Raw genomic sequence first — 25,976 nt, 5'->3', positions numbered from 1 at the left:
ACGGGTAAACTGAACTTATTAATGTGAGTGATTGTATTGATCAAAGGAGTGAAATCAATGACGGTTCCAATTATTCGGAAGATGGACGTGTATCCAGTTGCTGGTTATGACAGTATGTTACTAAACTTGAGTGGTGCTCACGGACCGTTTTTTACCAGAAACATTGTGATTTTAACGACTGATAGAGGCGTGCTGGGCGTTGGCGAAGTTCCTGGTGGCGAAAAGATTACCCAGGTATTAATCGAATCGAAATCATTAGTGATCGGTAAAAGCCTCGGTGAGTATAAGCAAGTGCTGCAAATGATGCGAAAGAAATTCAGTAAGCTGGACGCTGGTGGCCGCGGTAATCAGACGTTTGATCAGCGGATCATGATTCATGCGGTTACGGCGGTGGAGACAGCTTTCTTGGACTTGCTTGGAAAATATCTGCACGTTCCCGTTGCTGCATTGCTGGGGGATGGCCAGGTTCGCGAAAAAGTGGCCGTACTCGGTTATTTATTTTATGTCGGTGATCGAACCAAGACAGATTTACCATATTTGCATGACGATCAAAATGATGATTGGGGCAAGATTCGGCGGCAACCAGCGATGACGCCCCAGGCAATTGTTCGCCAAGCTCAGGCTGCCTATGATCGGTATGGGTTTAAGACCTTTAAGCTAAAGGGTGGCGTGTTTGAAGGCACAAAAGAGGTTGAAACCATTAAAGCTCTGCACGAAGCCTTTCCTGAGGCTAAATTAGATCTTGATCCAAATGGCGGCTGGTCTCTGAAGCAGGCGTTGACCTACGCCAAAGAGTTGAAAGGAATTTTGACCTACATCGAGGACCCTTGTGGGGCAGAAGCTGGTTTTTCTGGTCGAGAAATTTTAGCTGAATTTCAAAAGACCACTTTTTTGCCGACTGCAACGAACATGGTTGATACGGATTGGCGACAAATGCGCCATGCCATCACGTTGAACAGCATTTCAATTCCGTTGGCTGATCCCCATTTTTGGACGATGGCCGGGTCAGTTCGAGTGGCCCAACTATGTGATGAGTTTGGGCTTCATTGGGGGATTCATTCCAATAATCACTTTGATATCTCATTGGCGATGGCTGCCAATGCCGCTGCAGCTGCAGCCGCTCCTGGTGACATCTATGCAATCGACACGCACTGGATTTGGCAAGATGGGCAATATCTGACAAAGAATCCGTATCAAATTAAAGATGGTCAATTAACGGTTCCAGCGACTAATGAAGGGTTGGGGGTGGCAATCGACCTTGAGGCTGTTCGGAAGGCGAATCAGCTGTACGAGGATCATCATCTTGGGGCCAGGGATGACGCGGCAGCGATGCAGTATTTGATTCCTGGCTGGCAATTTGATCCACATCGACCGGCGTTCGTCCGATAGAAACGTAAAACCAAGAAACGATCAAGCACCTACCCAGAGCTTTCAACTGCTGGATAGGTGCTTGTTTGTATTTAAATTAAACGATCGATGAAATCATGCTCATTTCTAATCCACGTTGGCTGGATTATCTCGCAAACTCACAGGATAGGCCATGACATCGGCGTCCAAAATATCGTATTGCGCCATCAGGGCATGTTCGACTTTTTCGCCGATCATAAACGCCGTCTTTAAGTTTGTGTCGTCATCTAGGTAAACGCCGATCTTCATGACAACTTGGTCCCCAAGCCACCGGGGTTCAATTCCTTGAACGGCGATCACACCGGGAACTTCACTAATGGTTTTGCTATACGTTTCGATTGACGACGGGTCAAATCCTTCTGTAAGCCGCATAATGGTTGTCTTGAAAATTAAGATTGACGCGTGCAAAATCAAGAAACCAACGACAATTGTGGCGACCCCATCAAGCCAATGCGCCCCTAAATACGCACCACCGATGGAAAGAAAAGTACCCAAACTTGTCCAAGCATCACTCTTTAAATCTTGGCCAGAAGCTTTTAGGGCTTGATTATTAAGTTGAGCACCTTTCAATGAGTTGTACTTGGCCAAAATTGAAATGACGATGGCGGATAGCAAACTGATCCCCAACGACCAACTATTTGGCTGAACGGAATGTCCCTCAAGGAAATTGCGAATGGCGAACCCGCCATCGACTAAAATTTGAAGGCTGACCGCAAACATAATTGTGGCAGATAATAGGGCGGCAATATTTTCGTATTGCCAGTGGCCTAGCACGTGGTTGGAGTCCGGTGGCCGTCTGGAAACCCGTAAGCCAATAATTAAGATGGCGGCACCACAAACGCCAGTGAGGTTATTTAATCCATCGGCAATCAAAACGGTAATATGGTTCCAATACCCAATGATTAATTCAGCGGTCATGATAACTGAGTAGGCGGTCAAATTTGCCAAAGTGATCTGTTGGGCTTCTTCAAGTTTACTAAGCCGGTGCTGTCGATCTATTTGAATGTTTCGTCCTGCATCATACTGATTGATATTTGCCAATATTGACACTCCCCAAAACGAAAACCAATCGATTGTTCTCTCTTTCATTAAATTCTCAAGTAGAGGTGATTACAGTCTATTATACCGACTTCATGAAGATTTGGTTAAATGGCGATTGCAAACATATCAATTATTTTAAAGTTTCCGATTAGTTTGCGTTTTTTATCGGAAACCATTTATAAACGTTGACTTTTATGCTAGTATTAATTGGTTAAATCCATTCAAATAAAAGGGAGTTTATTATGTCAATTTACTCTGGAAAAAACATCCAAGACGCCGTAGAACAAGGACTCAATGCATTATCACTCACTCAGGACCAAGTTGAAGTAACTGTTGTTCAACAACCTAAAAAAGGATTTTTAGGATTCGGTCGCAAACCAGCTCAAGTGCAAATTACTAAAAAAAGTCTTTTTAACCCTGGTAATAAAGGGATGAACGTTCAATCAGAAACCAAACAACATCATTCTGAATCAAGTGAACCAGCTGAAAAAGTCATTGATTTAGAGGATGTTTCGCAACAACTTGCCAATTATTTAAGTGATGTCATCAAGGCAATGGGATTTTCGTTCAAATTAAAGTTGGATATTCAAAATAAACATTCAATCTACATCGATATTGATACTGACCAGGAGAGCCGTTTAATCGGGCGTCATGGTCGGACGATTAATGCGCTCCAAAACTTGTCCCAAATTTTCATTAACCGACTCGGCGCCAACAACGTTGATGTCGAGTTAGATACCGCAAATTATCGTTCCAGAAGAAGCGATGCCCTCAAACAATTGGCTGAAAAAACAGCTCGAAATGCGATTGCAAATGGCAAGCCGGTTTACTTAAACCCGATGCCTTCTTTTGAGCGCAAACAAATCCACAATGCGTTAGCTGACAATGAGTATGTCATGACGTACTCTACTGGCAAAGAACCTCACCGAGTGATCGTTGTAGCGCCAAAGTAAGCAGTTTTGTTACAAGTCCAAATTTCGATTGACAAATCACTCACTTTAAAATATCATGAAGTTAATCATTCTTATCTTAACTAGGTAAAGTAGTCAAAGTGCTTTATCCATGCTAGTTCTTTTTAGTGTGGAGTGGCGCTTTTTTTGTGCGCTGATAGTTATTTTGTGGTTTAATATCTTACTATTAGCATTGTTTTGATGCGGGAGGAAGCTTAATCATGGTTTTAACAACAACAGAATTTGATACGATTGCGGCTATTTCGACACCGCCTGGTGAAGGTGGCATTTCAATCATCCGGATTAGTGGTGAAGAGGCGTTTGACGTTGCTAAAAAAATCTATCGGGGAAAGAATCTTGATAAAGTTGCCAGCAATACGATTAATTACGGGCACATTGTTGATCCGCAAACCAACGAGGAAATTGATGAGGTAATGCTCTCTGTCATGAGAGCTCCGCACACTTATACCGAAGAAGATATTGTCGAAATTAACTGTCATGGCGGGATTGTGGCAACTAACCGCATCCTCCAGCTGGTTTTGAGTACCGGAGCCAGGATGGCTGAACCAGGGGAATTTACGAAGCGGGCCTTTTTAAATGGCCGAATTGACTTGTCTCAGTCTGAGGCGGTGATGGATTTGATCGAGGCTAAAACCGATCGGTCCATGAAGGCCGCTATTAGCCAGCTGGACGGTAATTTATCCCATTTGATTAAACACTTACGGAAAGACATTCTGGACGTGCTGGCTCAAGTTGAAGTGAACATTGATTATCCAGAGTACGATGATGTGGAAACGATGACCAGCAAGCTCTTACGAGAAAAAGCCAATGACGTCCATGCCAGAATTGTTCAGTTATTAAGTACTGCCAAACAGGGAAAAATCCTCAGGGAAGGATTGGCGACTTCGATTATTGGCCGGCCTAACGTTGGGAAATCCAGCCTGTTGAACAATTTATTACACGAAGATAAAGCGATTGTGACGGATGTTCCGGGAACGACGCGGGATGTGTTGGAAGAATACGTCAATGTTCGTGGTGTGCCATTGAAGCTCGTCGATACGGCTGGAATTCGTGATACGAAAGACAAGGTCGAAAAAATTGGGGTTGATCGTTCTCGAAAAGCGATTGACAGTGCTGATTTGGTGTTGCTGGTTTTAAACGCCAGCGAAGCCCTTACCGACGAAGATAAAAAATTATTGGCGGCGACAAAAGACAAACAACGCATCATTGTGTTAAATAAAACTGATTTACCCGTTAAATTAGATTTACAAGAAATCAAGGCAATGGCGAATGGCAAGAATGTCATTTCAACATCAGCCATTAAAGCTAATGGACTAGACCGATTAGAAGAATTGATTGCCAATATGTTCTTCAATGAGGGCATCGAAAGCAGCCAAAATGACATCATGGTGACTAATGCCCGCCATATTGGCTTGTTAAATCAGGCAAAGGGTGCCCTGGAAGATGTAATCAAGGGACTCGATGCTGGGATGCCGGTTGATTTGGTTCAGATTGATATGACCCGTTGCTGGGATTTCTTAGGTGAGATCACTGGAGACAGTTATCAAGATGAACTTATTGATCAATTATTTAGCCAGTTCTGTTTAGGAAAATAACGTGTTTCATGTGAAACATATGGAGGAATTCTGTTGAAAAGTTTACGAGTAAGCGATGTTAAACAAAAATATCGCGCAGAAGATTATGACGTGATCGTCGTCGGAGCTGGCCATGCAGGTTGTGAGGCCGCTTTGGCTGCTGCCCGGATGGGGAATAAAACGTTGCTGCTGACAATTAACTTGGACATGGTGGCATTCATGCCATGTAACCCATCTGTCGGGGGACCTGCAAAGGGAACGGTTGTCCGGGAAGTTGATGCATTGGGTGGCGAAATGGGCCGTAACATCGATAAGACCTACATTCAGATGCGGATGCTCAATACCGGTAAGGGGCCGGCCGTTCAGGCATTACGGGCCCAAGCAGATAAGCATGCCTATCATGCTGAGATGAAGCATACGATTGAAAAAGAACCCAACTTAACTTTGCGTCAGGGAATTGTTGATTCCTTAATTGTTGAAGACGGGGTCTGCAAGGGCGTCGTGACCAATACTGGTGCAAAATATCAAGCCAAGGCAGTTGTGATTGCTGCAGGGACTGCTGCCCGTGGCAAGATTATCATCGGTGAATTGATGTATGCATCAGGTCCCAATAATTCCCAACCGGCTGAAAAATTATCCGGCAACCTCGAAGAATTGGGATTTGATCTGGAACGATTCAAAACTGGGACCCCACCACGAGTTGATGGGACGACCATTGATTATTCCAAGACCGAGGAACAACCTGGAGACGAGAAACCTCATCATTTCAGTTTTGAATCAGCCGATGAGGACTACTTAGCAGTTAAGGACCAACTATCATGCTGGTTAACTTATACGAACGAAACCACTCATAAGATTATTCGCGATAATCTTGACCGCGCCCCAATGTTTACTGGCGTGATTGAAGGCGTTGGCCCTCGTTACTGCCCATCGATTGAAGATAAAATTGTCCGGTTTGCGGATAAGAGTCGCCATCAATTGTTCTTGGAACCTGAAGGCCGTAAAACGGAAGAGTGGTACGTTGACGGTTTATCTACTTCAATGCCTGAAGAGGTTCAGCAACAGATGATTCATACAATTGCTGGTTTGGAAAATGCACAAATGATGCGGCCAGGCTATGCCATTGAATATGACGTTGTTGCCCCTTATCAGTTGAAGCCGACTTTGGAAACCAAAGTGGTTAAAAATCTATTTACGGCTGGTCAAACCAATGGCACTTCTGGTTATGAAGAAGCCGCCGGCCAAGGGTTGATTGCTGGCATTAACGCTGGCCGAAGAGCTTTGGGTAAGGGACCTTTCGTTCTGAAACGAAACGAAGCTTACATCGGGGTGATGATTGACGACTTGGTCACCAAAGGAACTAAGGAACCCTATCGGTTATTGACTAGTAGAGCTGAGTATCGGTTGTTGTTACGAACAGATAACGCTGATATGCGATTAACTGAGAAGGGCCATGAAATTGGCTTGATTTCAAATGACCGTTACCAAAAATTCTTAGTCAAAAAGCGGGCAATCGAAGCTGAATTAGATCGACTAAGCCAAATTCGGATTAAGCCATCTGATGAAGTCAATGCTTTTGTTCAGGAGCATGGCGACAAGCCGTTGCAGGATGGCGTTATTGCTGCGATCTTTTTGCGACGACCATACGTGGATTATCAAACGTTGCTCAGATTTATCCCAGCAGCGGATCAACCCTTGGATCGCCACGTGATTGAACAAGTTGAAATTCGGACAAAATATGCGGGTTATATCAAGAAGGCTGAACAAAGCGTTGCCAAAATGAAGAAGATGGAAGCTAAAAAGATCCCTGATCGAATTGATTACGATGCAATCGACGGTATCGCAACAGAGGCACGCCAAAAGTTGCAGAAAATTCACCCAGAAACCATCGCTCAAGCTTCAAGAATTAGTGGGGTTAATCCTGCTGATATTGCAATTTTGAGTGTTTATATCCAACAGGGAAAGATTACAAAATTGGCTGAGTAAGCCAAGGGGTAAGATTGGGACGAAAGGCGCTTTGACCCAGAATTTAAGTGAAAAAAGTAATGCATTCTGGTTTTGGAATGCATTACTTTTTTTTGCTTAAATTCTGGGATCAGCCGTTTGTCGCAAGTTTTATCAATATAAAAAGGGAAACCAAGTTGTATTTATAAGCACACTGCCGACTAACGTTAGATTGTTTTTGTATCTTTTAAAATCTTTCATTCGCTTACTTTTTAAAGGACATTTACGAACCGACGCCACCAAATAAAAGTCGAAATAGAAACTTCTGCTTCGAATGATGACCCTTATTCTCGCATTCTCACTTAATTTGCAAATCAAAATTTCCCCTCACTAATAACAATAGAGTTATTATAAAAATGCAGGTCAGGACATAGTACCATAGGGGGAAATGATGATGAGTGATAAAGTTGCAATTGTGACCAATGCGACCAGTGACATTGGTTGGGCAATTTCAAAACAATTAATGGCAAATAAAATTCGGGTGATTGGTGCTGGTGATAATGAAGCTGTTTTGGGGGACGCCAGTAAACACTATGAGTTGTTTGATGGGCAAGTTGTTGATCCAATCGAAGAAGACGCCGTTGAAAAATTTGTAAAGCAGGCCACTGATAAATACGGGGAGATCGATTACTCTTTTCAAATTGCGGTTCCCTATCAAGCGGGGCTCATTATTGATGAGCAATTGACCGATTGGAATTTCATGATTGATTTGGCGTTAAATGGTGTTTTTTTATTCATCAAGAACGTTGGTCGCCAAATGAAGAAACAAGGAAGCGGCCAGATTGTTAACATTGCGTCGATGGACGCGCACGTTCAGTCGTATTGCAGTGAAGATTATGCGGCGATCAAATCAGCCATCAATATTTTTACAAAAAGTGCCGCGTTAGAGTTGGTGCCCGCCAATGTACAGGTGAATTCGATTCTTCCAGGAATTGTTGACAGCTATCCAGCGATCGATGAACATTCATTGGATCAAGCAGAAACACTGTCGGTGAAACGACCGGCCAGACCGGAGGAAATTGCGGGCCCAGCGATTTTTTGACCAGCGAGGAAGCCAGCTATATCAATGGCACCACCTTAGTCGTTGATGGTGGCTGGGAGATCACTGGATATCCGGATGTCAGGATGTAAAATGATGATTTTGAGATTCGCCATGAATTGAAAAGAACAATATCATACTGAATAACATGCAGCCCATGATTGCTAAAGCCATCGGCAGGTAGGTGTGACTACCCATCACGCCAACCAGTGGTGACATAATGCCGCCAATTGCGTTTTGGGACAAGCCCAGTAATGCGGATAGGCCGCCATTGTTTCGTAACGATAGGTTCATAATAATTGAGGTGGTGAGGGTGAAAAGCATCCCGAACTGGGTAACCGTGAGAAAGATGAGGACGATGACTACCAGCAAATTGTTAAAGAATAGGGCACTCAGAGTGAGTAAGATGGTCGTTAATACGGTTGTTGCCAGAACGAATTTTGCCTGGATTATTTCTGGGAATCGCGCCGCCAATCCGCCGGGGATTATTGAGCCGATGGCGATACCAATACCATTCAAAGCATAAAGAAGACTGAAGTTTTGAACGGACATATGAAAGAAATTTTGGAAAACGAAAGAAGAGGCCGAAATATAACTAAATAAACCGCCAGATACTAAACCGGTTGCCAGAATCAAACGCACAAATTTAGAATTCTTAAGAAAACCAAACATCTTGACAACCGATTCCAGGGGATGACCAGTAATTCGTTTTTCAACCGGTAAGGTTTCTTTGATTCCGAGCCAAAGTGCGATTACTAAGATAAAACCAATTGCGGCTAATAGAATGAAAATACCTTGCCAGCTGACAAATTGAATCATGAAACCGCCAATTACAGGTGAAATGACCGGGAAAATTCCGTTGACAGCTGAGAGCATGGAATAAAACTTGGTTAACAAAGAACCAGAAAACATATCCGAAGCAATTGCTCGGGAAAGGACCTGGCCGCTAGCACCCGCAAGTCCCTGGATAAATCGCAACAGGATGAGTAAATAGACCGAATTGCTCATTGCAATCAGGAGTGAAACCAGCCCGAAAATGAAGAAGCCTACCATGAGTGGCTTCTTGCGACCATATTTGTCACTTAACGGTCCTGAAATTAGTTGTCCCAGCGCCAACCCCAGTAGACAGGCACTTAAACTCATTTGAATGAGGGATGCTGGTGCTGCTAGATCATGGGTCATTTCTGGTAGGGCGGGTAAATAAAGATCGATTGATAATGGCCCGGATGCACTAATTGTCCCTAAAATGAAAATGAGCCAGATCCGTTTTCCTAAAGTTGATTTTGTTTTCATAACATCACCTCATTTATCACAATACAGATTTAATTGAGCGAAAATTTTTAAATTTGTGGTTACTAATCCGTTAATTATTGCCTAAAATGTTGTCATGATAGGAAAGTATGCTAAAATTAATGTCGACTGCATTCTAGTAAAAATATTCGAATTACTGTAGTCCTTAAAGGAGCCTTTTGATGAAAGTAATCAGAGAAATTGCAAGTTGGGTCATTCCAATTGTTGTCGGCCTGGCAATTGCCTACGTTGTTCAATTATACGTATTCACAATGGCGCGAGTCGATGGGCCATCAATGGAACCCAACCTTATTAATAATGAACGATTGGTCGTTTGGAAGCAAGCCAAGATTAAACATCTGAGTGTCATCGTGTTTGATGCTTATGGCGAAGATCCAACGGCAACCAAACCCAAGACTGACTACGTAAAGCGGGTAATCGGGCTACCAGGTGATACAGTTTCCAGCAAAGACGGTAACATTTACGTAAATGGCAAGGTTGTTCCCCAGAAGTTTATCAGCATGAAGGAACGGACGGCCGGAACCGGTAACTGGAGCTTAAAGACCTTATCCAAGAGTTGGGATAAGAATACGCATGCTACTAAGGTGCCAAAGGGTGAATACTTCGTCTTAGGAGATCATAGAAGTGTTTCAAACGATGGTCGTTACTGGGGCTTTGTCCCTAAGAAGAAGATTGTCGGCGTTGCTAAGACCCTCTTCTGGGAAACCAATAAAACTAAACGAACCAATGTGAATAATTTGGGCTATTAAACAGTGACAGGGTGATGAGCTCTGGGCGATCCTCAAACCTAAAGGAAGCAGCCAATGATGAACATTTTTTGTTCATGGTTGGCTGTTTTTTTAGAAATTAGGGTAAAGAAACGAAAGCACATTTTTAAGATCATATCTAAAAATGCTCCCCAACTCATTTAAAAATTCTTCAAACAAATAGCTGAACACTCTCTATCAAATACATAGGGATGCCCAGCTACTTTAGTTAGATGTTAGAAATCCTTATTTAATATCATCGATAACAACTGGCTCATGAGTCACATCCAAAACCGTGATGCTGCCATTTTTTGGCTGATCCGCCACAGCCCCGTTCGCAGCGTAAATTGTCGCTAAGTTACGCAAATACGTTCCGTGGGTGACAACAACTGCATTTTCGCCATCATCAAGTTCTTCAGCGAGTCGGGCCACTGCAGATTTGATTCGAGCTTCAATGTGGGCGGCTGTTTCTGCTTCGTGAAATGGATCAGCATCATGCATAAAATCGCGGACTTTCAACAAGCTATAGTGTTTGATTAGTTCTTCTTGATTCGAATAGCCAAGTGGCCGGGCGATCACATTCCACGTCTGGACGCTATCAACGCCTTCAAATGAGCCAAAATAGATCTCGCGCACATCTTCATGAACTTCGCGAGTAATGCCATTAGCGTGTTTATTTTGGGCTAGAATGCGGTCTAACGTGTGGATTGCGCGTAACATGTCGGAACTGACCGCTAACTGAAAGCGGATGTCGGCGAGCCGGTTACCGGCAGCCGTTGCCTGGGCTTCGCCTTTTTCGGTTAAGGGCGAGTCCACCCAGCCCTGCATTCTGCGAAACCTGTTTAAAAGCGTCTGCCCATGGCGAACAAAATAAATTCTTTTCATGATGTATCCTCTCAAAATCAGCTTTAATAATTCGATTTTATCATATCTAAATCAAAAAAATTCGAATTTTAAGTTCCGTTTAAGGTAGGGAAGATATAGTATAGACAATCAAATATGACGAACAGTCATATTGGTTACAAGCTCACTGCACCCCCTCAGGCAGTGACTTGCCCAAAGTTTTACTAACTAACCCCTCAACATAGAATCACCCCTCAATATATGCGATTACTTGACACACGGAATCCCAAATTTCCGTGTGTTTTTGGGTTGCAGGTCAATTAGGCATATAATGTCACTAGTTAATTGCACAAGATTGAAGGTTCTTACATATGGATCATCACTTAACCAGAATTAGTAAACGAATTTCATTCACCCTACGTCACCATCCCGATAAGATTGGGATTAACTTGGATCAATATGGTCGAGTTGACTCTGATTCGTTCATTCGCCACTTTAATCAGCACTACGGCACACCAATTAGCGAAGCCCTCATTCGAAAGATTATGCGCCAAAGCGACAAACAGCGCTATGCGATCGAAGGTGGTACAATTAGGGCATTATATGGGCACAGTATCCCCGTCAAACCACTGACGCCACCCAAAACGCCTCCGGAAGTTTTGTATCATGGAACCACTCACGTCGCGGCAAGGTTGATTGTTGACGAAGGATTGAAAAAAATGGATCGTGACTTCGTGCACCTTTCCGCTAATTGGCGAATGGCCCTTCAGGTGGGAAAACGCCGAGATCCAAAGCCAGTCATTTTTCAAGTAGCTGCTCAAAAAGCTACCAAGGACGGCATTTTGTTCTACCCAACCGAAAGTGGTGTCTGGCTGGTGGCTGCGATGCCTGCAACATATTTAAAAATCATTCATCAGTAAATGACCGGTTAATCCGGTGGAGGAAACTATGGCAGACCAATCAGAAGGACCCAAAAAAGTAACCAAAATTCCTAGATCAGTTCAAGGCAATTGCCCGAAGTGCCACCGGCCAATGCAAATTAGTTATGGCTTGAATCGCTGTCCGTCATGTGGGTTTATTTTTAAGTCGAACTTTAAAGTAAAGTGAGCGGAGCAAAGCGGTTAGAGATCGGAGTGTAAGTCTCCTCGAACGAAAATTCCGGGTTTGGGAATTTTTGTTCGAGGTGCTTACATGCAGATCTCTGCTTTGAGTAGCTGTCCTAAAGTACAGTGAGCGCAGCAAAGCGGTTAGGGATCGGAGCATAAGTCGCCACATCTGAAAATCCTGGTTTTGGATTTACAGATGTGGTGATTATGTGCAGATCCCTGCTTTGCGAAGCTGTCCTAAGATAAGTGAGCGACAAGCAACGGGTGATGCGGTATCTAAAGGGCTTTGGGCTTAAACCCCGGTTTTGGGTTTGAGTTCAAAGTCCTTTAGATGTTAGCATCAGTTGCGTCGGAGCGGTCCTGGGAAGTGAGCGCAGCAAAGCGGTTAATAACCGGAGCATAAGTCTCCGCAAGCAGAAATCCTGGTTCTGGATTTTTGCTTGTGGTGCCTTATGTGCAGGTTATTGCTTTGCGAAGCTGTCCTAGTCTGTGTAGCGGCTTTTAATTCAGGTAGAGTGAAACTTGTTGTAAAGCAAAGAATTCAGACATTCAAAAGAGCTGAGATATTAGTCGGCAAATGATTTATCATTTTAAAAGACAATGAGCTTAATGTGCGGTATAATGTACATGTACATTAATACGTACATTATAGGGATGGAGGGATTTAGATGAAGGATATATACACACCTACTAAGGCGAGACAAAATCTCTTTAAATTAATTAAAGAAGCTAACGAGCAAAAACGACCAATTCATATTTCACCTACAAAGAAAGATGAAAAGGGAGCCGTCCTCATAGGTGAAGATGACTGGGATTCCTTACAGGAGACCTTGTATCTTGTTGCGACAGGAACGATTGATCAAGTTAAGTCTCGAGAGAATGATCCAGAAGAAGATTTCGATGATGCATGGAAATCGCTATGACCTATCAGATTCGGGTAAAAAAAGGCGCTAAAAAAGGAATGAAAAAGATCAAAGGTTCTCCGTTAGAATCAAATTTTCTTCAAATTATTAAAACTTTGCGTGAAAATCCTTATGAGCCTATTCAATCATTTGAGAAATTAGTCCCCCCTGCAGCTGGATACTACTCAAGAAGAATTAATAGTCAACATCGAGTAGTGTACCGGGTTGATGAAGAAAACAAAACTGTTATTATCTATGCTGTATACACACATTATGAATAGATACATGATTGATTTTTCAAGATAAATGCATAATTCGTGAGATTAAAATAGACGAACAAATAACTGAGATGACTATCTCGGATGTTTGTTCGTCATTTAATTTTCTCTCTGTTTCACAGAGCATGCGCCATCATCTGCTGGTGCTCCCGGACAATTGCCAAGAAGTTGGCGACAATCTGCTTGCCGACTTCCGGATCAGTCATGATTGACTCGGGGTGGAATTGGACACCATAAACGTGATTGGTGGCGTCAGCAAGTGCCATAATTTCGCTATCGGCAGTTTGAGCAGTGACTTTCAGATTAGCCGGCACCGTTTTAGGATCAACGATTAAGGAATGGTATCTGGCTGCTTGAAATTGACGCGGGCAGTCTTTGAACAAACTGCTCGGTTCAGAAATTTCTACTTCCGACGGCTTGCCATGCATTAATTTTGGCGCGTGGACCACCTTTGCTCCGTAAGCTTCAGCAATTGCCTGGTGTCCTAGGCAGACACCGAGAATTGGGACTTTGCCCAGAAATTCTTTTAAGATCGCCGGCATGTTCCCAGCATCTTCTGGGCGGCCTGGTCCCGGTGACAAAATCACGCTTTCTGGATGGCGTGCTTGTAATTCTTCGGCGGTAATTGCGTCATTTTTGATGACGGTAATTGGTTCATCCGTCAAGCTGCCGATCAGTTGGTATAAGTTGTAGGTAAAGCTATCATAGTTATCAATCAGATAATGCATTGAGGACATCTCCCTTCACACTGGTCTCTTTCAGTGCATTGACGACGGCACTGGCCTTGTTATTAAACTCTTGGTATTCATATTTGGCGACACTGTCGGCGACAATTCCCGCTCCCGAATGAACCACCAGCTGATTGCCTTTGCGATAGGCGAGGCGGATGCCAATACATAGATCCAGATCCCCATCAAAGCCTAAATAGCCGATACAGCCGCCATAGACGCCCCGTTTGCGATTTTCAAGTTGGCCAATAATCTTCATAGCTGAAATCTTCGGTGCGCCTGATAATGTTCCGGCGGGTAAAACCGCATTGATGATGTCAATTGCGGAGACGCCTTTTTTGGCCGTGCTTTCGACAACTGACCCCATGTGCATCACGTTTGCGAATCGTAACAATTTGCGGTAGGCGGTCACGTTGACACTGCCGAATTCACTGACGGCGCCCAAGTCGTTTCGCCCAAGGTCAATCAACATGTTGTGCTCAGATAATTCCTTGGGGCTATGCTGGAGTTCATAGGCGAATTTGGCATCCTCTGCTTTATCGTGACCCCGGCGACGGGTGCCAGCAAGCGGATACGTAAATAACGTTTGGTCTCGCTTCGTAATCAAGGTTTCTGGGGAGGCACCGATCGTTTCAAAATCACCATGCCGGAAATAGAATTGATAGGGTGAGGGACTTTCCCTAAAGAGCGTCGGGGCCGCCGCAAACAGGGAACCTCGCATGGTGGCTTGCTGTGGATTTGATAAAATGAGTTGGAAAATGTCGCCATCAATGATGTGCTGCTTGGTTTCAGCGACTTTTTCATCAAATTCCTGTAAGGAGAATTGCATTTTCAGCGGGGTCATGGAAAACGCCGGTAGTGGCTGTTCCCCATTAATTGATAATAATTGTTGCTTGAGGGCAGTCAGCTCAGCCATGACTGAATCATAGGTGCTGAGCAGCTCATTGGCAGGCACGATTTTGCTTAAAGTGACCGTTTGGGTGGCGTGGTTATAAGCAATCACTTCGTCGACTAATATCAAGTCGGCATCATTTAAACCCATTGGATCTTTCACCGCGGGGAGTGTGGCTGTGGTCGCGTATTTCTCATAGTCATAGCTGAAGTAGCCGGCAAGGCCTCCTAAGAAGGGTGGTAGGCCAGGGATGCGTGGTGTTTGATTTTCTTTGAGGATTTTTTCGATGACCGGTTTGAGTTCAACGGTTTCTGTTGATTCGTTGTGTCCTTGTTCTTTAGTTGTGAGTCGGCCATTTCGATAAGTGAACGACTTAGATGGGTTGACGCCAATGAAGCTGAACCCATCCTCAGTTTTCTTCGGCTTACCGGTTAGGAGAAAGCACGGTGAATCTGGTTGGTCAAGTGCCTGGGTAATGGCAATTGGGTCAAATGAGGGTAATTGGAATTGCAGCGTGACGGGAACTGCTGGAAAATGGGTGGCAAATTTTTGTAATTGTTCGATATTCATATTGATGGCCTCCAAGTTGAATTTGTGTTAATGAACTGGTTGGGGTTGCCATCGTTTGGCGATAAGCTTGATCATAACTGAAACCTCCGGAATTATAGGATGAATGACACGTAGAATAATTTTGGACACAAAAAATCCGTCCTGACTCAAACCATTAACTGGTTCTTTAAGGACGGATTATGCCGCGGTGCCACCTTAATTTGAGATTAACTGAAAGAACAGTCATTTGGAATTAAAATCGGCCAAATAACGAATCCATTCAATTAGCTCACGCTTAGCGAAGTGCCAACACACTCCCGGCAAATGACGTCTGCCTGAACGTTTCTTCGTACTCGCGTACTTTCGGAAGAACCCTCTGCGGTCCATTTAATTGCTTGTATCCGGTCGCACTCTCAGCAGCGGCGGCTCTCTTTACGGGCATGACAATCTTGATCTCCACATCAACGGTTTTTGTAGGACGGATATTTAATTGTTATCAGGTTAAGACGATTATGAGAATTTGTCAAGCAAAATGAGAGTGAGCGGAGCAAAGTGGTTAGAAACGGGAGCCTAAGTCTCCTCAACCATAAATCCTGGTTTTGGGGATTTATGGTTGAGGTGCTTATGTGGAAATTTCTGCTTAGTGGAGCTGTCCTAAGATAAGTGAGCGACAAGCAACGGGTGATGCGGTATCTAAAGGGCTTTGGGCTTAAACCCTGGCTTTGGGTTTGAGTTCAAAGTCCTTTAGATGTTAGCATCAGTTGCGTCGGAGCTGTCCTATTCAACATAAAAGGACAAATCCCCCAGTCTCATTCGCATTTTATCCCCCGATTTCAACTTTTCAAAATTTAACCCTTGACACAACTCCAAATTCATAATATGATAACTGCAATTAAAATTTAACTTTATTAGGAGATTCTAATTATGATGAAATTAAACGCAAATCTTAATCGATTTAGTTACTATTGGCCATTGTAGTGTTCACACCGTACAGGTTGTGGGCACATTCCTACAACTTGTGCGACCAATAGTATTTCAGCATGATTACTCCGGTCACACAGTAAATTTTCAAAATACTGCGGGACCAATTTTTTTACCCTAAACCAGACAACTCCCGTGGTGTTCTAGATAGATAGACGCTGCGGGAGTTTTATTTTAACCAAAAATACATTAGACAATAGAAATGGAGATTATATTATGATAGTTATCGTTAAAGCAGGACATGCAGACATTATTGATGAAATTAAGAACCGGTTCGATGGTACCAACGAAGTATTTGTCCATCATAATCGCGTTGCAATTCAAGGCATCACCGAAAAGGACTTAAATGCCGAAGAAAAGAATGCGATCGATTTAATTATTGATAATGTTCCAGCAGCCGTGCAGGGCAGCCGGTTATTTCACCCAGAAGATACAGTGGTGACAACCGCGCACAGTAAAATTGGTGGCGATCACTTCACCATGATGGCGGGTCCATGCTCCGTAGAATCTACAGAGCATGTGATGAAGATGGCGAAGGTTGCTAAGAGTGGTGGCGCAACGATTCTTCGAGGCGGCGCATTCAAGCCCCGGACATCGCCATACTCCTTCCAGGGACTCGGCGAAGACGGCTTGAAGTTCTTGCGAGCAGCCGCTGACGCATACGATATGGACGTCTTAACTGAAGTGATGGACCAAGACCACGTGGACATGATTGCTAAATACACCGACATTTTCCAAATCGGTGCCCGGAATATGCAAAACTTCTCTTTGTTGAAAGCAGTCGGTCGGACGAACATTCCAGTTATGTTAAAACGCGGGATGTCAGCAACCATTGACGATATCTTGAACGCGGCTGAATACATCGCAGCCGGTGGTAACCACCAGATTATCATCACGGAACGGGGAATTCGGACGTTTGATAACAAATACACCCGAAACACATTGGACCTCGGCGCCGTTCCTGTTTTGCAAAAGTTAACGCATTACCCAGTGATTGTTGATCCTAGTCATGCCGCTGGTCATACCGAATTTGTGACCCCCGAAGCATTGGCCGGAGTTGCCGTTGGGGCGAGTGGTTTGGTTGTTGAAATTCATGACGATCCCGCCCACGCATTCTCCGATGGTGCCCAAGCATTGAAGCCAAACGAATACCGTGAAATGGCTGCTAAAGCCTTCGCAATCCGCAAGACCCTGGTTGCTCCCGTCGAAGAAAAAAGTGAGGTTAGTTTATGAAAATAATTAAAGTTGATTTACCAGATCATTCATACAACGTGGAAATTGAAAATGGTGTTTTGAACTGTACCGGTCAGTTGGTTTCCAGTATTTGGTCAAAACGAAAAATTGCTCTGGTCAGTGATAGTAACGTTGCACCACTCTACCAAGATCGGGTTGCTGACGCGTTGGAAAGTGTTGGTTTCACCGTTCACAATTACCAATTCCCAGCTGGCGAGGCCTCTAAATCACTCGAGGTTCTTGGGGATTTAACCCGCGAAATGGCGGCTGATGGCTTCAATCGCGATGATGGGGTGATTGCGTTGGGTGGCGGCGTTACGGGTGATCTGGCAGGGTTCCTGGCCGCAACTTACATGCGCGGCATTAGCTTGATTCAGATCCCAACGTCATTGCTGGCACAGGTCGACAGTTCAGTTGGTGGTAAGACTGCTGTGGACTTAGATAACACGAAGAACATCATTGGGGCGTTCTACCAACCTGATTTGGTGATCATTGACCCAGAAACCTTGCAGACGTTAACAACCCGCGACCTGGTTGAAGGTTACGGAGAAATCGTTAAGGTGGCTGCCTTATCAGACGGTGATCTTTGGAAATTGGTTCAGTCAATCAATTCACCGGCAGACATTCTCGCCAATGCCAAGGAGCTCAGTATTCATTCAGTTCAATACAAAGCCAACGTGGTTATGGGAGATGAAAAAGAAGGCGGCTTGCGGCAACTACTCAACTTCGGTCATACGATCGGTCATGCCGTTGAAGCCTTGGCTGATGGCGATCTGCGTCATGGCGAAGCAGTTAGCATCGGGATGGTTGCGATCACCCGAATCTTCGAAGAAAAGGGCTTATCTCGTGAGGGCTTAACTCAAACCTTGATTGACCGCCTAGAAGCAGTTGGCTTGCCGGTCACTACACCACTCTTAGAATCCCAAGCAGTTTTCGATAAGATTAAGAACGATAAAAAGAATCGCGATGGTCATCTGAACTTGATTTACGTTCATCAAATTGGTGGGCCGGCAATCAAATCGATCCCTAGCGATAATATCCAGGACTTTTTAGATATTAAGACTATTAAGGCGTAATTGTTTCATGTGGAACATTTATACAAAGTAAAGGGAGCACTTCATTTTTGGAGTGCCCCTTTAGCATGGTAAGTGTTTCTAATTTGAATTATCCTGAGTTAATAATTTAGCAACGTTAATAGTTGGCATATTATATCCAGGAAATTCGTTAGACGTCGTTGTTAGTGTTGCAATGATTGCACGAGCGTAAGGGTAAAGAATTGCCACTGCATTGTGACGCACGAAAGTGTCGATACCAATATTAGTATTATCCTCATCTGGGTTGTAGGTAAAATTGCCAATGATCGAACAGCTGACTTGAAATGGCATGGAACCTTTTTCCAAAGAACCGATCATAACAGTTAGTGTAATATTGATGTCATTATCAGTTATGTCGATTTTTGTCGTGATCTTCGGATCTAATTCGATTTGCTTATTGGCTGGTTGATAGTGGGCATTTCTTTTGTATGCCATCTCCTGAACTTTATAACCATTGAATCGTAGAATACTCATTAAGCAGCACTTCCTAACTCTCTTGATTTACCAAAGGATTGGGGATCAGCGTCCAGAGATTTAGTGGTATACAAATCGTTAGTTGGAGAATATGTGGGTGAATTATCAAACGCACTTGTCAGTGGCTTCTCAAAATCATTTCGCCAATTATCGGGTAGCTGGTGATGACTCTTGTAGTCATCTCGAGCAGCTTCAAAAAGTATTTCTTGATATTTTGCCTGAACCCGTTGATTATTTTCGATTTGGGTTAATGATGACGAACCGATCCCCAAGATATATGCAAATTCTCTTACAGACAATCCTAAATTGTGACGTAATTCTCTAATTTCTCCGGAAGTCATATAATTCTTACGTTTTCGGTAGGCGGTAAAACTGTTCCTAACGTTTTCCATCGGATCGGAAAAATCTCCCCATAACTCTCCGTTAGCATCTTGCCAGTAATGATTTATAACTAACAAGTCGTTTATATCTCTGACCTTCACAATCTCAGGCTTCCAAACTTCGGTGTATATTTCGGTGGTATCCAATTCCGGATTATAAAATGCTTTTTTAAGATTCATTTTGTTACCTCGCTTTATATTAAGATGAATGATTTTCAAGTTAGCGATACGGAAAATGGAGTGGGTAGTCAGCTATATGAAATGAAATCCACATTACGATGCCATTAGGCCTATCCTGAAACTTTAAGTAACAAGGATGATCGTTAATTGTAAGTCCAAATACCCAAATATTTCCCGGTATGGCATGATCATCTAATTGAGGCCCAGAAACATAATCCCGCCACTCTATGTGATTATAAATCAAGTCGAACGCAATGCTTTGAGTGATTCCTAATTCTGTTAATGTTAATAGATTTTTACGACGAGTACTAAGTTTCCAATAGTTGCGCCTTTTTTGAATATCTATAATTATTTTTTTAATGTCATTGATATTGGTCAATGGCTTCCACATCCAAACTACATTATCTCTCGTTATTATAACATGCTTGTATCTCCTGAGATACAAACATGTTATGAAACTTTTTCTATAAATCAAACATACCATATCAATGGTAGATATTTAAATTGTGACAGAGGCTGTCTTCAAAACCATTAATTTATTAGTAAGCAGCCAATGGTCATGTTATAATGTGGTTATGAAAAAGAAGCCCTGTGGTAACAGGACTTCTCATGCAAGCCGCTTTAAAGACGGTGGCATTAGTTAAAGAATGATTTTAGGTCACCCTGTAACCGGCCAAAGTTACGCAGGGCGGCTTTTTATTTTTGGTGCTTGTCGATATAACTGAGCAGCGTGATTAAGAACGTGCCGAACAGAAATACCAACGAGAGTGCCTGAAAGACGCTCATTGACTGTGAAACCTTCCTGAAGATTACTCCATGTTCCCATAGACCTCACCTCGTAAGGGAGAAGACAGCCACCGCCCATAAAACTTCTTGCTTGATTTATGATACAGGGGAACAAGAGTGCTAGCCAAGTACTAAAGTCAACCACTCCTGAATTTATTCAGGAGTGGTTGACAATAACCGCTAGCTGACCTATACCCCCAAAGTTAAAGTAACAACTTTAGCTTTGGAGGTATTTTTGATGACTAAAATTTCAAAAGAAACTAAATTACGTGCGTTAACTGAATATTTTGCTGGTCAAGGAAGTTCACTTGGCATTGCCCTTAAAACTTCCTGCCTAAATTATATTAATCAATGAGAATCATCAACATCTGAGGTTGGGCTATGGTGGTCAATTCGATGACGAGCCTCTTTATAAACAATCTTATCTTCTCGCTTCCCAATTCCAACAATATCAATTACTTTGTTAAGACTGGGATCTTTGCGGAAAATGATTCTGATACCTAAATCACGATGTTTAATTTCTCGACAGCCCGCCAAATTTCCGGTTAGCGGTTTGCCAGCTTGCATGCCCTGAACTTTGATCCGTTTTAAACCTTTATTAACAACTTTAAGCTGAGAACCATCAAGATGCTGCTTTTCTTTTGCAGCTTGCCGGAAATACTTGAGGTGGTGTTCACGCGGCGTACTCATTCCCACCCGTCGTTTTCATTAAAGTCAATCTTATCAAGGGTGTCACCGTCAACTTCCTGTTCATCAACTAAGCCAGGATTTTTTTCAGTTAAACGCTTTTGAATTTCTAAATCATATAGTTTATCTTGCAGTGCCTGATTATCATTAACAAGTTGTTCGTAATCTTCAACAGACAATACCACTCCAGCTGGTGTATCTCGATTAAAAACATAGAGTCCGGTTTTTTTGTTTTTTGCTTCTTCGAAAGCTCTGGCTGGTGATTTCTTTAGGCTGGTCATATTTGTAGTCGGAACATTTAAAGTTTTCATGACAACTCCTCCAATCTTTTATGTTATTATAACACTTATAAGCATACTTTTAAATGATTTAATAGGCATCTTTTAATAGCCCGTTATAGAAACTTATAGATGATCGTTTAAATAATCGGGTCATCAAAAGATAGCAAAATCTGAAAAAATCAAGGATTCATGACTAAAACAACTCATGAATAATGATTACTACATCTCGGGATCTAGGAAGATGTCTTTCTGTCCAACTTCTCCTAACCGTGATATAATGTAAACACAAAAAGGAAGTTCCGCACTAACAGAACTTCCCGTGTAGAGCCGTATAAGACGGTGGCATATTAATTAGTTATAAAATAACCGCTAGCTTGCCGGAGCTAAGGCGGCTATTTTTTTTGCTGACTTTTGATCAGCTCAACAACTAGGACAATTAGGTTAATGATCAATAGACCAGTCCCAATCGCTAGTTGTAAAGCGTCCGAAACGGACACTTAGGCTATTCCTTTCCCAGAATGTGAGCTTATTGTTTTCCACCATAAGCACCACCTCCTCTTTAAGGAAATAGTCACCGCCTTAACTTCTTTACAGACTCATATTATACAGGATAAGCTGTTAAAATATACATGAAGACGATCTTTCTGTCCCAATTATCTTAACCATGATATAATATAAACACAAAAAGGAAGTTCTGCACCAACAGAACTTCCCGTGTAGAGCCGCTTAAGACGGTGGCAATTAACGTTGATTAAATAACCGCTAGCTTGCCAGAGCTAAGGCGGCTATTTTTTTTGCTGACTTTTGATCAGCTCAACAACTAAGACAATTAGGTTAATGATCAATAGACCAGTCCCAATTGCTAGTTGTAAAGCGTCCGAAATGGACATTGAGGCTACTCCTTTCATCAGGATTTGTGTGCGTTATCGGCTTAACACCATAAGCACCACCCCTTTACCAGGAAATAGCCACCGCCTTAACTTCTCTACGAATTAATATTATACAGGATAAACTGCGACAACCCAGACTTTCAATCTAATTATTTTATGGGTAAGTGTCCACTTGTCATATTACAATGTCGATAGAAAAAGGAGCCCTGCTGGAACAGGACTCCCCGGAACTTCCCCTAGGATTATCAGCTTCCAAGTTTCTAGCTTTATCGATTGATTACTTTAACATATTTGGTATTGCCAGTAATGTAACCACCAGCAATGTGATATCTTAATGAGCCCGTCTTGGTGATGCTATTAGCGTGTGAGAAATCGTAATTCTTAATTCGAATCCTAGTGCCACGCTTGATATGCTTGTTACGTTTGGTTAAATTAACGGTCTTATAACGGTTAATGTTCTTCTTGGTCTTGATATAACGAGGCATCTTATGTTTGCCCATCTTAACCAACTTGCGATTGCCAGTAATGTAGTTTCCGTTACTCAATACATAACGAGTGGTTAAGTTATGGTGGACAAACTTAGTCACATGCAGGACAGTACCTTGCTTGTAGTTGCGAACTTTCTTGGTTAAGTTGGCCTTCTTATAAGCGTTAACGCCCCTGGGATTAATGACGGTGAGTGTCTTGTGGTTACTTTGATAGTACACAGGGCGGACATAATTCCAACTAGCGGTGATGTAACCAACTAAGCCATCTGTTTTGCTGGCGTGATTCACATCGCGGACTTTATATCTTAATTTACCAGTTGCTGATCTCCGGTAACCTGTGACCACAAACATTGGCCGGTAAGGACGAGGCTTCTTTGAGTAATTGGCTTTTCGAGCAGCCTTCGTGAAATTGGCGTTTTTATAGAGGTACATTTTTCGTAATGAATAAACGGCTTGGCCCACAAAACTTTCTTTGGTAGGAGTTGCTGGCTGCGATTCGGTTTTTGATGGGACTGTTGACTCACTGCTTGGCGTAACAACCGGGTTTGTGTCAGGCGTAACGCTTGGGGTATCGGGATTAACCGGCGTGGCATTCTTCTTGTAAACGACGGTAATTGTCCCACCAGCCTCTGGGATGACAATTACCGTCGACAACTTTACGATCGTTGACGGTATAGCCCGGAATGGTTGGGACTTTGACCTTGTCGCCCGCATAGCCTTTACCACTCGAATCTTTGTTCAACGATTGACCATTTTCATCAACTGGATGAATGGTGTAATTGATTTCGGAGGCGATGGTATAGGGGAGGAAATAATCGATGACATCAAGGTTTGATCTTCCATACCGAGCGAGCATATAATACGAATACGTATTAGGACCGTTGTTAATAACCGGAAGGTCAAGATTCCATGGTTTCGATGTAGCGTTACTGGGCACCACTTGTTCGGCGAGCCCAGTAAACGTTATATCATCACCCATTATCGTTTGGGTTCCAGTCGGTGCAGCTGGGCCCTGAGCACCGTTTTGCCAAACTTCTAATTGCCGGTAGGTTCCACCACCGGGAATGGGATAACCCAATGCGGTGCGTGCCAACATAATATTTTTAGCATCATAGGGGGCACCAACGGCAGAATTTGTGGAATTCTTAGGCAATGCATCAGTAAAAATATTTTTCCAGGTGTAAGAATTACCATGCAGCGTTATAGCTGGAAGAACGATCCTCTGATCGGACCAAGCAAAATTTTGTGTATAATTATTAGCATCAAGCACATTTAGGTTGGCAATACAGTTACCACTAACGTCCAACCAGGTTACATTTGGAAGATGTTGATGGTCAATGGGTGAAACATCTGTAATTCGATTGCCAGATAAATTAATGTACTCTAAATGAGTCAAGCCCTCTAGGGGGGTTAAATCAGTGATATCACCCCGGTAAAATTTTGACCCATAACTTAAATTGGCTGCAAGTTTTATTTTTTTTAAGTTAGTAGCAAGTTCCAGTCCTTGCAAAGAATAATTGCCTGGATTGACCTCTGGCTCGATGGCACCGTTGCTATTTTCGGCGACAGTGTCCAAGTTGTTATAGGTTTGGTCCTTGCCGGAGGTGCCGGGATCCCAAGTCAACGAGGTCAATTGACCCAGCGCAGTTGTAAAATCCGCTGTACTAATAGTATCTAGCGTGGCACTATTACTCACCAAACCCTGCTCCTTCATATTATACAGAACAAGTTCCTGTAATTTCTGATTTGGCATAATATCAGAAATGCTCTGGTTAGCTGTTGAATCAGCCTGAGCGACGACTGTAACTGGCGTATTTGTAACCTGGGTGACAGTCGTTGTTAATAAAATAGTTGAGCACATTAAGATAAGTGCCGCCAACAAATGCTTTTGTGATCTCATTGTCATTCTCCCCCTCAAGAAACGTTAGCTCTGTCTGACTCAGTTCTATATTTCCAAGCTGACCACTTCTAGTTAACATAGTTATTATAATTTTATTATCCTTCAATTGTCAATTCGGTGAACTGCGAGCTAATCTAATGAGTTGATTAGTTAACAGACAATCGACATGTTGGGGTGCAATAAGGTGAACTGCTCTGTTATTCGTGGCAGAGTAGTTCACAACAGAGCAAGTTACAATCATAAGCTGGTAATTAATTACGCTTAGACATTTAATAAGGTAAAATATTAAGCACAGAAAGGGTGATTCAAATGACAGTTGTTTTAACCCAAGGTGATTTCCGCTCACACTTAAAAAAGTATCTTGACCAAGTCAATGATGATGACGAAACCGTCTACATTGTTCGCTCGAACAATCGGTCAGTTGCCGTTATTTCTCAGGAAAAAATGGATTGGTATGAACGTGCTTTGCGGGCCAAAGAAGGGTCGCTGGAGCATGCCATTGCTCGAGATCAGCTGATTAATCGGCATGTCTTGCCGGATGATGAAATTGTCGAATCCGATGACCATTATTGGGATCGGTTCAAGTCATGAAAACCCATTATTCTGCGGTAGTTGATTGTGTGCCTTATCTAATATGATTCTTGAGTCACTGATTAGATTCAAATAACTAAGGGTACCCATAGACGTACATATATAGGTACGCTATAATTTGGGTGAGTTAGAGATATCTATTGGAACCTAATCCTCAAAAGGAGATGTTTTTATGGCGATTTATACACCAAGCTCATTCAGGAAGAACTTATTTCAAGTTCTTAAATCAGTTTTAGACACTAATAATGAAGTTGAGATTGCAGTCCAGGAAAAAGATCAGCCTGTTCGCAAAAGTGTGGTGTTGATTGATAAGGAACGACTGGATCAATTAAAAAAAGAAGCAGAAGTGGATAAGCAAAGTTTTTATGATACAGCCGATGCTAAGGAAGCTTTACGGGAAGCTTTAAGTGGTGAGGTAAAGACCATTGGCGATGGCAGTCTCCATGATTTTGAAAAATGGATTAATCAATTAGAAGATGAGGCTAAGCAGAACCGCTAAATTTGATCGACAGCTTGAGAATGATTTTTTGAAATCTAACCTTCATAATTATAGATAATACAAAGCCGTCGAGCTCTCGTTCGACGGCTTTGTATTATCCTCACATATACGGATAGCACGC

General features: G+C 42.8%; 28 protein-coding genes. 13 read left to right on the top strand and 15 right to left on the bottom strand.

The window, feature by feature from the left end:
• Positions 1–57: 57 nt before the first annotated feature.
• Positions 58–1,389, top strand: a complete 1,332-nt coding sequence (locus QUF07_RS01495) for an enolase C-terminal domain-like protein (RefSeq protein WP_289426648.1) — start codon at positions 58–60, stop codon at positions 1,387–1,389.
• Positions 1,390–1,494: 105 nt separating this feature from the next.
• Here the strand turns inward: QUF07_RS01495 and QUF07_RS01490 are convergent, their stop codons facing one another.
• The gene (locus QUF07_RS01490; RefSeq protein WP_217162232.1) at positions 1,495–2,457 is read right to left on the bottom strand and encodes a cation diffusion facilitator family transporter; all 963 of its coding nucleotides are present in this window, start codon (positions 2,455–2,457) and stop codon (positions 1,495–1,497) included.
• Positions 2,458–2,690: 233 nt separating this feature from the next.
• Between QUF07_RS01490 and jag the strand changes: the two genes are divergently transcribed.
• The 4 genes from jag (at position 2,691) to QUF07_RS01470 (ending at position 8,039) form a co-directional block, all read left to right on the top strand.
• On the top strand, positions 2,691–3,401 hold the full coding sequence (gene jag / locus QUF07_RS01485) for an RNA-binding cell elongation regulator Jag/EloR (protein ID WP_217162207.1): 711 nt from the start codon (positions 2,691–2,693) through the stop codon (positions 3,399–3,401).
• 218 nt (positions 3,402–3,619) lie between these two features.
• Entirely contained in the window at positions 3,620–5,014 is a 1,395-nt protein-coding gene (gene mnmE / locus QUF07_RS01480; protein ID WP_217162209.1) for a tRNA uridine-5-carboxymethylaminomethyl(34) synthesis GTPase MnmE, read from the top strand.
• Between the two features lie 33 nt (positions 5,015–5,047).
• Positions 5,048–6,979: a tRNA uridine-5-carboxymethylaminomethyl(34) synthesis enzyme MnmG gene (gene mnmG / locus QUF07_RS01475; RefSeq protein ID WP_217162211.1), complete on the top strand. Its 1,932-nt coding sequence runs from the start codon at positions 5,048–5,050 to the stop codon at positions 6,977–6,979.
• Between the two features lie 412 nt (positions 6,980–7,391).
• Complete coding sequence (locus QUF07_RS01470) at positions 7,392–8,039, top strand: SDR family NAD(P)-dependent oxidoreductase (RefSeq protein WP_217162213.1); 648 nt, start codon at positions 7,392–7,394, stop codon at positions 8,037–8,039.
• A 78-nt stretch (positions 8,040–8,117) separates the two neighbouring features.
• On the opposite strand, the gene QUF07_RS01465 is transcribed toward QUF07_RS01470, so the two are convergent.
• Positions 8,118–9,329: a multidrug effflux MFS transporter gene (locus QUF07_RS01465; RefSeq protein ID WP_289426647.1), complete on the bottom strand. Its 1,212-nt coding sequence runs from the start codon at positions 9,327–9,329 to the stop codon at positions 8,118–8,120.
• Positions 9,330–9,508: 179 nt separating this feature from the next.
• Here QUF07_RS01465 and lepB point away from each other — a divergent pair, with 179 nt between their 5' ends.
• The gene (gene lepB, locus QUF07_RS01460) at positions 9,509–10,096 is read left to right on the top strand and encodes a signal peptidase I (RefSeq protein WP_289426646.1); all 588 of its coding nucleotides are present in this window, start codon (positions 9,509–9,511) and stop codon (positions 10,094–10,096) included.
• Between the two features lie 243 nt (positions 10,097–10,339).
• Here the strand turns inward: lepB and QUF07_RS01455 are convergent, their stop codons facing one another.
• Positions 10,340–10,978: a histidine phosphatase family protein gene (locus QUF07_RS01455; RefSeq protein WP_289426645.1), complete on the bottom strand. Its 639-nt coding sequence runs from the start codon at positions 10,976–10,978 to the stop codon at positions 10,340–10,342.
• Between the two features lie 329 nt (positions 10,979–11,307).
• Here QUF07_RS01455 and QUF07_RS01450 point away from each other — a divergent pair, with 329 nt between their 5' ends.
• From QUF07_RS01450 to QUF07_RS01440, 3 genes are all read left to right on the top strand, one after another.
• Positions 11,308–11,856 (top strand): RNA 2'-phosphotransferase, encoded by a 549-nt coding sequence (locus QUF07_RS01450; protein WP_289426644.1) that lies wholly within the window; start codon positions 11,308–11,310, stop codon positions 11,854–11,856.
• 854 nt (positions 11,857–12,710) lie between these two features.
• Positions 12,711–12,965: a type II toxin-antitoxin system Phd/YefM family antitoxin gene (locus QUF07_RS01445; protein WP_217162223.1), complete on the top strand. Its 255-nt coding sequence runs from the start codon at positions 12,711–12,713 to the stop codon at positions 12,963–12,965.
• The gene (locus QUF07_RS01440) at positions 12,962–13,225 is read left to right on the top strand and encodes a Txe/YoeB family addiction module toxin (RefSeq protein WP_217162225.1); all 264 of its coding nucleotides are present in this window, start codon (positions 12,962–12,964) and stop codon (positions 13,223–13,225) included. Before QUF07_RS01445 ends, QUF07_RS01440 begins: the two co-directional genes overlap by 4 nt.
• Positions 13,226–13,338: 113 nt before the next feature.
• On the opposite strand, the gene QUF07_RS01435 is transcribed toward QUF07_RS01440, so the two are convergent.
• The 3 genes from QUF07_RS01435 to QUF07_RS01425 all read right to left on the bottom strand — a co-directional run bounded on the left by QUF07_RS01435 (position 13,339) and on the right by QUF07_RS01425 (position 15,833).
• Positions 13,339–13,950 (bottom strand): anthranilate synthase component II, encoded by a 612-nt coding sequence (locus tag QUF07_RS01435; protein ID WP_217162228.1) that lies wholly within the window; start codon positions 13,948–13,950, stop codon positions 13,339–13,341.
• Positions 13,934–15,412 (bottom strand): anthranilate synthase component I family protein, encoded by a 1,479-nt coding sequence (locus QUF07_RS01430; protein ID WP_217162230.1) that lies wholly within the window; start codon positions 15,410–15,412, stop codon positions 13,934–13,936. Before QUF07_RS01430 ends, QUF07_RS01435 begins: the two co-directional genes overlap by 17 nt.
• A 274-nt stretch (positions 15,413–15,686) precedes the next feature.
• The gene (locus QUF07_RS01425) at positions 15,687–15,833 is read right to left on the bottom strand and encodes a hypothetical protein (protein WP_217165386.1); all 147 of its coding nucleotides are present in this window, start codon (positions 15,831–15,833) and stop codon (positions 15,687–15,689) included.
• Between the two features lie 755 nt (positions 15,834–16,588).
• Here QUF07_RS01425 and aroF point away from each other — a divergent pair.
• Both aroF and aroB read left to right on the top strand, forming a co-directional pair.
• Positions 16,589–17,605 carry a 3-deoxy-7-phosphoheptulonate synthase gene (gene aroF, locus QUF07_RS01420; protein ID WP_217165388.1) on the top strand — a complete coding sequence of 339 codons (1,017 nt, stop codon included), beginning with the start codon at positions 16,589–16,591 and terminating at the stop codon, positions 17,603–17,605.
• Positions 17,602–18,681, top strand: a complete 1,080-nt coding sequence (gene aroB, locus QUF07_RS01415; RefSeq protein WP_289426643.1) for a 3-dehydroquinate synthase — start codon at positions 17,602–17,604, stop codon at positions 18,679–18,681. Before aroF ends, aroB begins: the two co-directional genes overlap by 4 nt.
• A 78-nt stretch (positions 18,682–18,759) precedes the next feature.
• Here the strand turns inward: aroB and QUF07_RS01410 are convergent, their stop codons facing one another.
• The 9 genes from QUF07_RS01410 to QUF07_RS01380 all read right to left on the bottom strand — a co-directional run bounded on the left by QUF07_RS01410 (position 18,760) and on the right by QUF07_RS01380 (position 24,765).
• Positions 18,760–19,173, bottom strand: a complete 414-nt coding sequence (locus QUF07_RS01410; protein WP_217165392.1) for a protein-export chaperone SecB — start codon at positions 19,171–19,173, stop codon at positions 18,760–18,762.
• Positions 19,173–19,733: a transcriptional regulator gene (locus QUF07_RS01405; protein WP_217341718.1), complete on the bottom strand. Its 561-nt coding sequence runs from the start codon at positions 19,731–19,733 to the stop codon at positions 19,173–19,175. The genes QUF07_RS01410 and QUF07_RS01405 overlap by 1 nt, the downstream gene beginning before the upstream one ends.
• A gap of 696 nt (positions 19,734–20,429) precedes the next feature.
• On the bottom strand, positions 20,430–20,519 hold the full coding sequence (locus QUF07_RS14095; protein ID WP_347339397.1) for a putative holin-like toxin: 90 nt from the start codon (positions 20,517–20,519) through the stop codon (positions 20,430–20,432).
• A gap of 348 nt (positions 20,520–20,867) precedes the next feature.
• Positions 20,868–21,209 (bottom strand): type II toxin-antitoxin system RelE family toxin, encoded by a 342-nt coding sequence (locus tag QUF07_RS01400; RefSeq protein ID WP_217341719.1) that lies wholly within the window; start codon positions 21,207–21,209, stop codon positions 20,868–20,870.
• Positions 21,206–21,517 (bottom strand): type II toxin-antitoxin system Phd/YefM family antitoxin, encoded by a 312-nt coding sequence (locus QUF07_RS01395; RefSeq protein WP_217341720.1) that lies wholly within the window; start codon positions 21,515–21,517, stop codon positions 21,206–21,208. The genes QUF07_RS01400 and QUF07_RS01395 overlap by 4 nt, the downstream gene beginning before the upstream one ends.
• A gap of 362 nt (positions 21,518–21,879) precedes the next feature.
• The gene (locus QUF07_RS14090) at positions 21,880–21,984 is read right to left on the bottom strand and encodes a putative holin-like toxin (protein WP_217341721.1); all 105 of its coding nucleotides are present in this window, start codon (positions 21,982–21,984) and stop codon (positions 21,880–21,882) included.
• Positions 21,985–22,272: 288 nt separating this feature from the next.
• Positions 22,273–22,377: a putative holin-like toxin gene (locus QUF07_RS01390; RefSeq protein WP_217341722.1), complete on the bottom strand. Its 105-nt coding sequence runs from the start codon at positions 22,375–22,377 to the stop codon at positions 22,273–22,275.
• Positions 22,378–22,643: 266 nt separating this feature from the next.
• The gene (locus QUF07_RS01385; protein WP_289426642.1) at positions 22,644–23,519 is read right to left on the bottom strand and encodes a DUF5776 domain-containing protein; all 876 of its coding nucleotides are present in this window, start codon (positions 23,517–23,519) and stop codon (positions 22,644–22,646) included.
• The gene (locus QUF07_RS01380) at positions 23,443–24,765 is read right to left on the bottom strand and encodes a leucine-rich repeat domain-containing protein (RefSeq protein ID WP_289426641.1); all 1,323 of its coding nucleotides are present in this window, start codon (positions 24,763–24,765) and stop codon (positions 23,443–23,445) included. The genes QUF07_RS01385 and QUF07_RS01380 overlap by 77 nt, the downstream gene beginning before the upstream one ends.
• Positions 24,766–25,074: 309 nt before the next feature.
• Here QUF07_RS01380 and QUF07_RS01375 point away from each other — a divergent pair, with 309 nt between their 5' ends.
• Both QUF07_RS01375 and QUF07_RS01370 read left to right on the top strand, forming a co-directional pair.
• Positions 25,075–25,356, top strand: a complete 282-nt coding sequence (locus QUF07_RS01375; RefSeq protein ID WP_289426640.1) for a type II toxin-antitoxin system Phd/YefM family antitoxin — start codon at positions 25,075–25,077, stop codon at positions 25,354–25,356.
• A gap of 172 nt (positions 25,357–25,528) precedes the next feature.
• Positions 25,529–25,855, top strand: coding sequence for a hypothetical protein (locus tag QUF07_RS01370; RefSeq protein ID WP_217342251.1), 327 nt, complete (start codon positions 25,529–25,531; stop codon positions 25,853–25,855).
• Positions 25,856–25,976: the final 121 nt, after the last annotated feature.

The organism is Lentilactobacillus sp. TOM.63 (assembly GCF_030361045.1).
Lineage (GTDB): Bacteria > Bacillota > Bacilli > Lactobacillales > Lactobacillaceae > Lentilactobacillus > Lentilactobacillus dabitei.
This window is presented reverse-complemented; position numbering and strand designations above follow the sequence as displayed.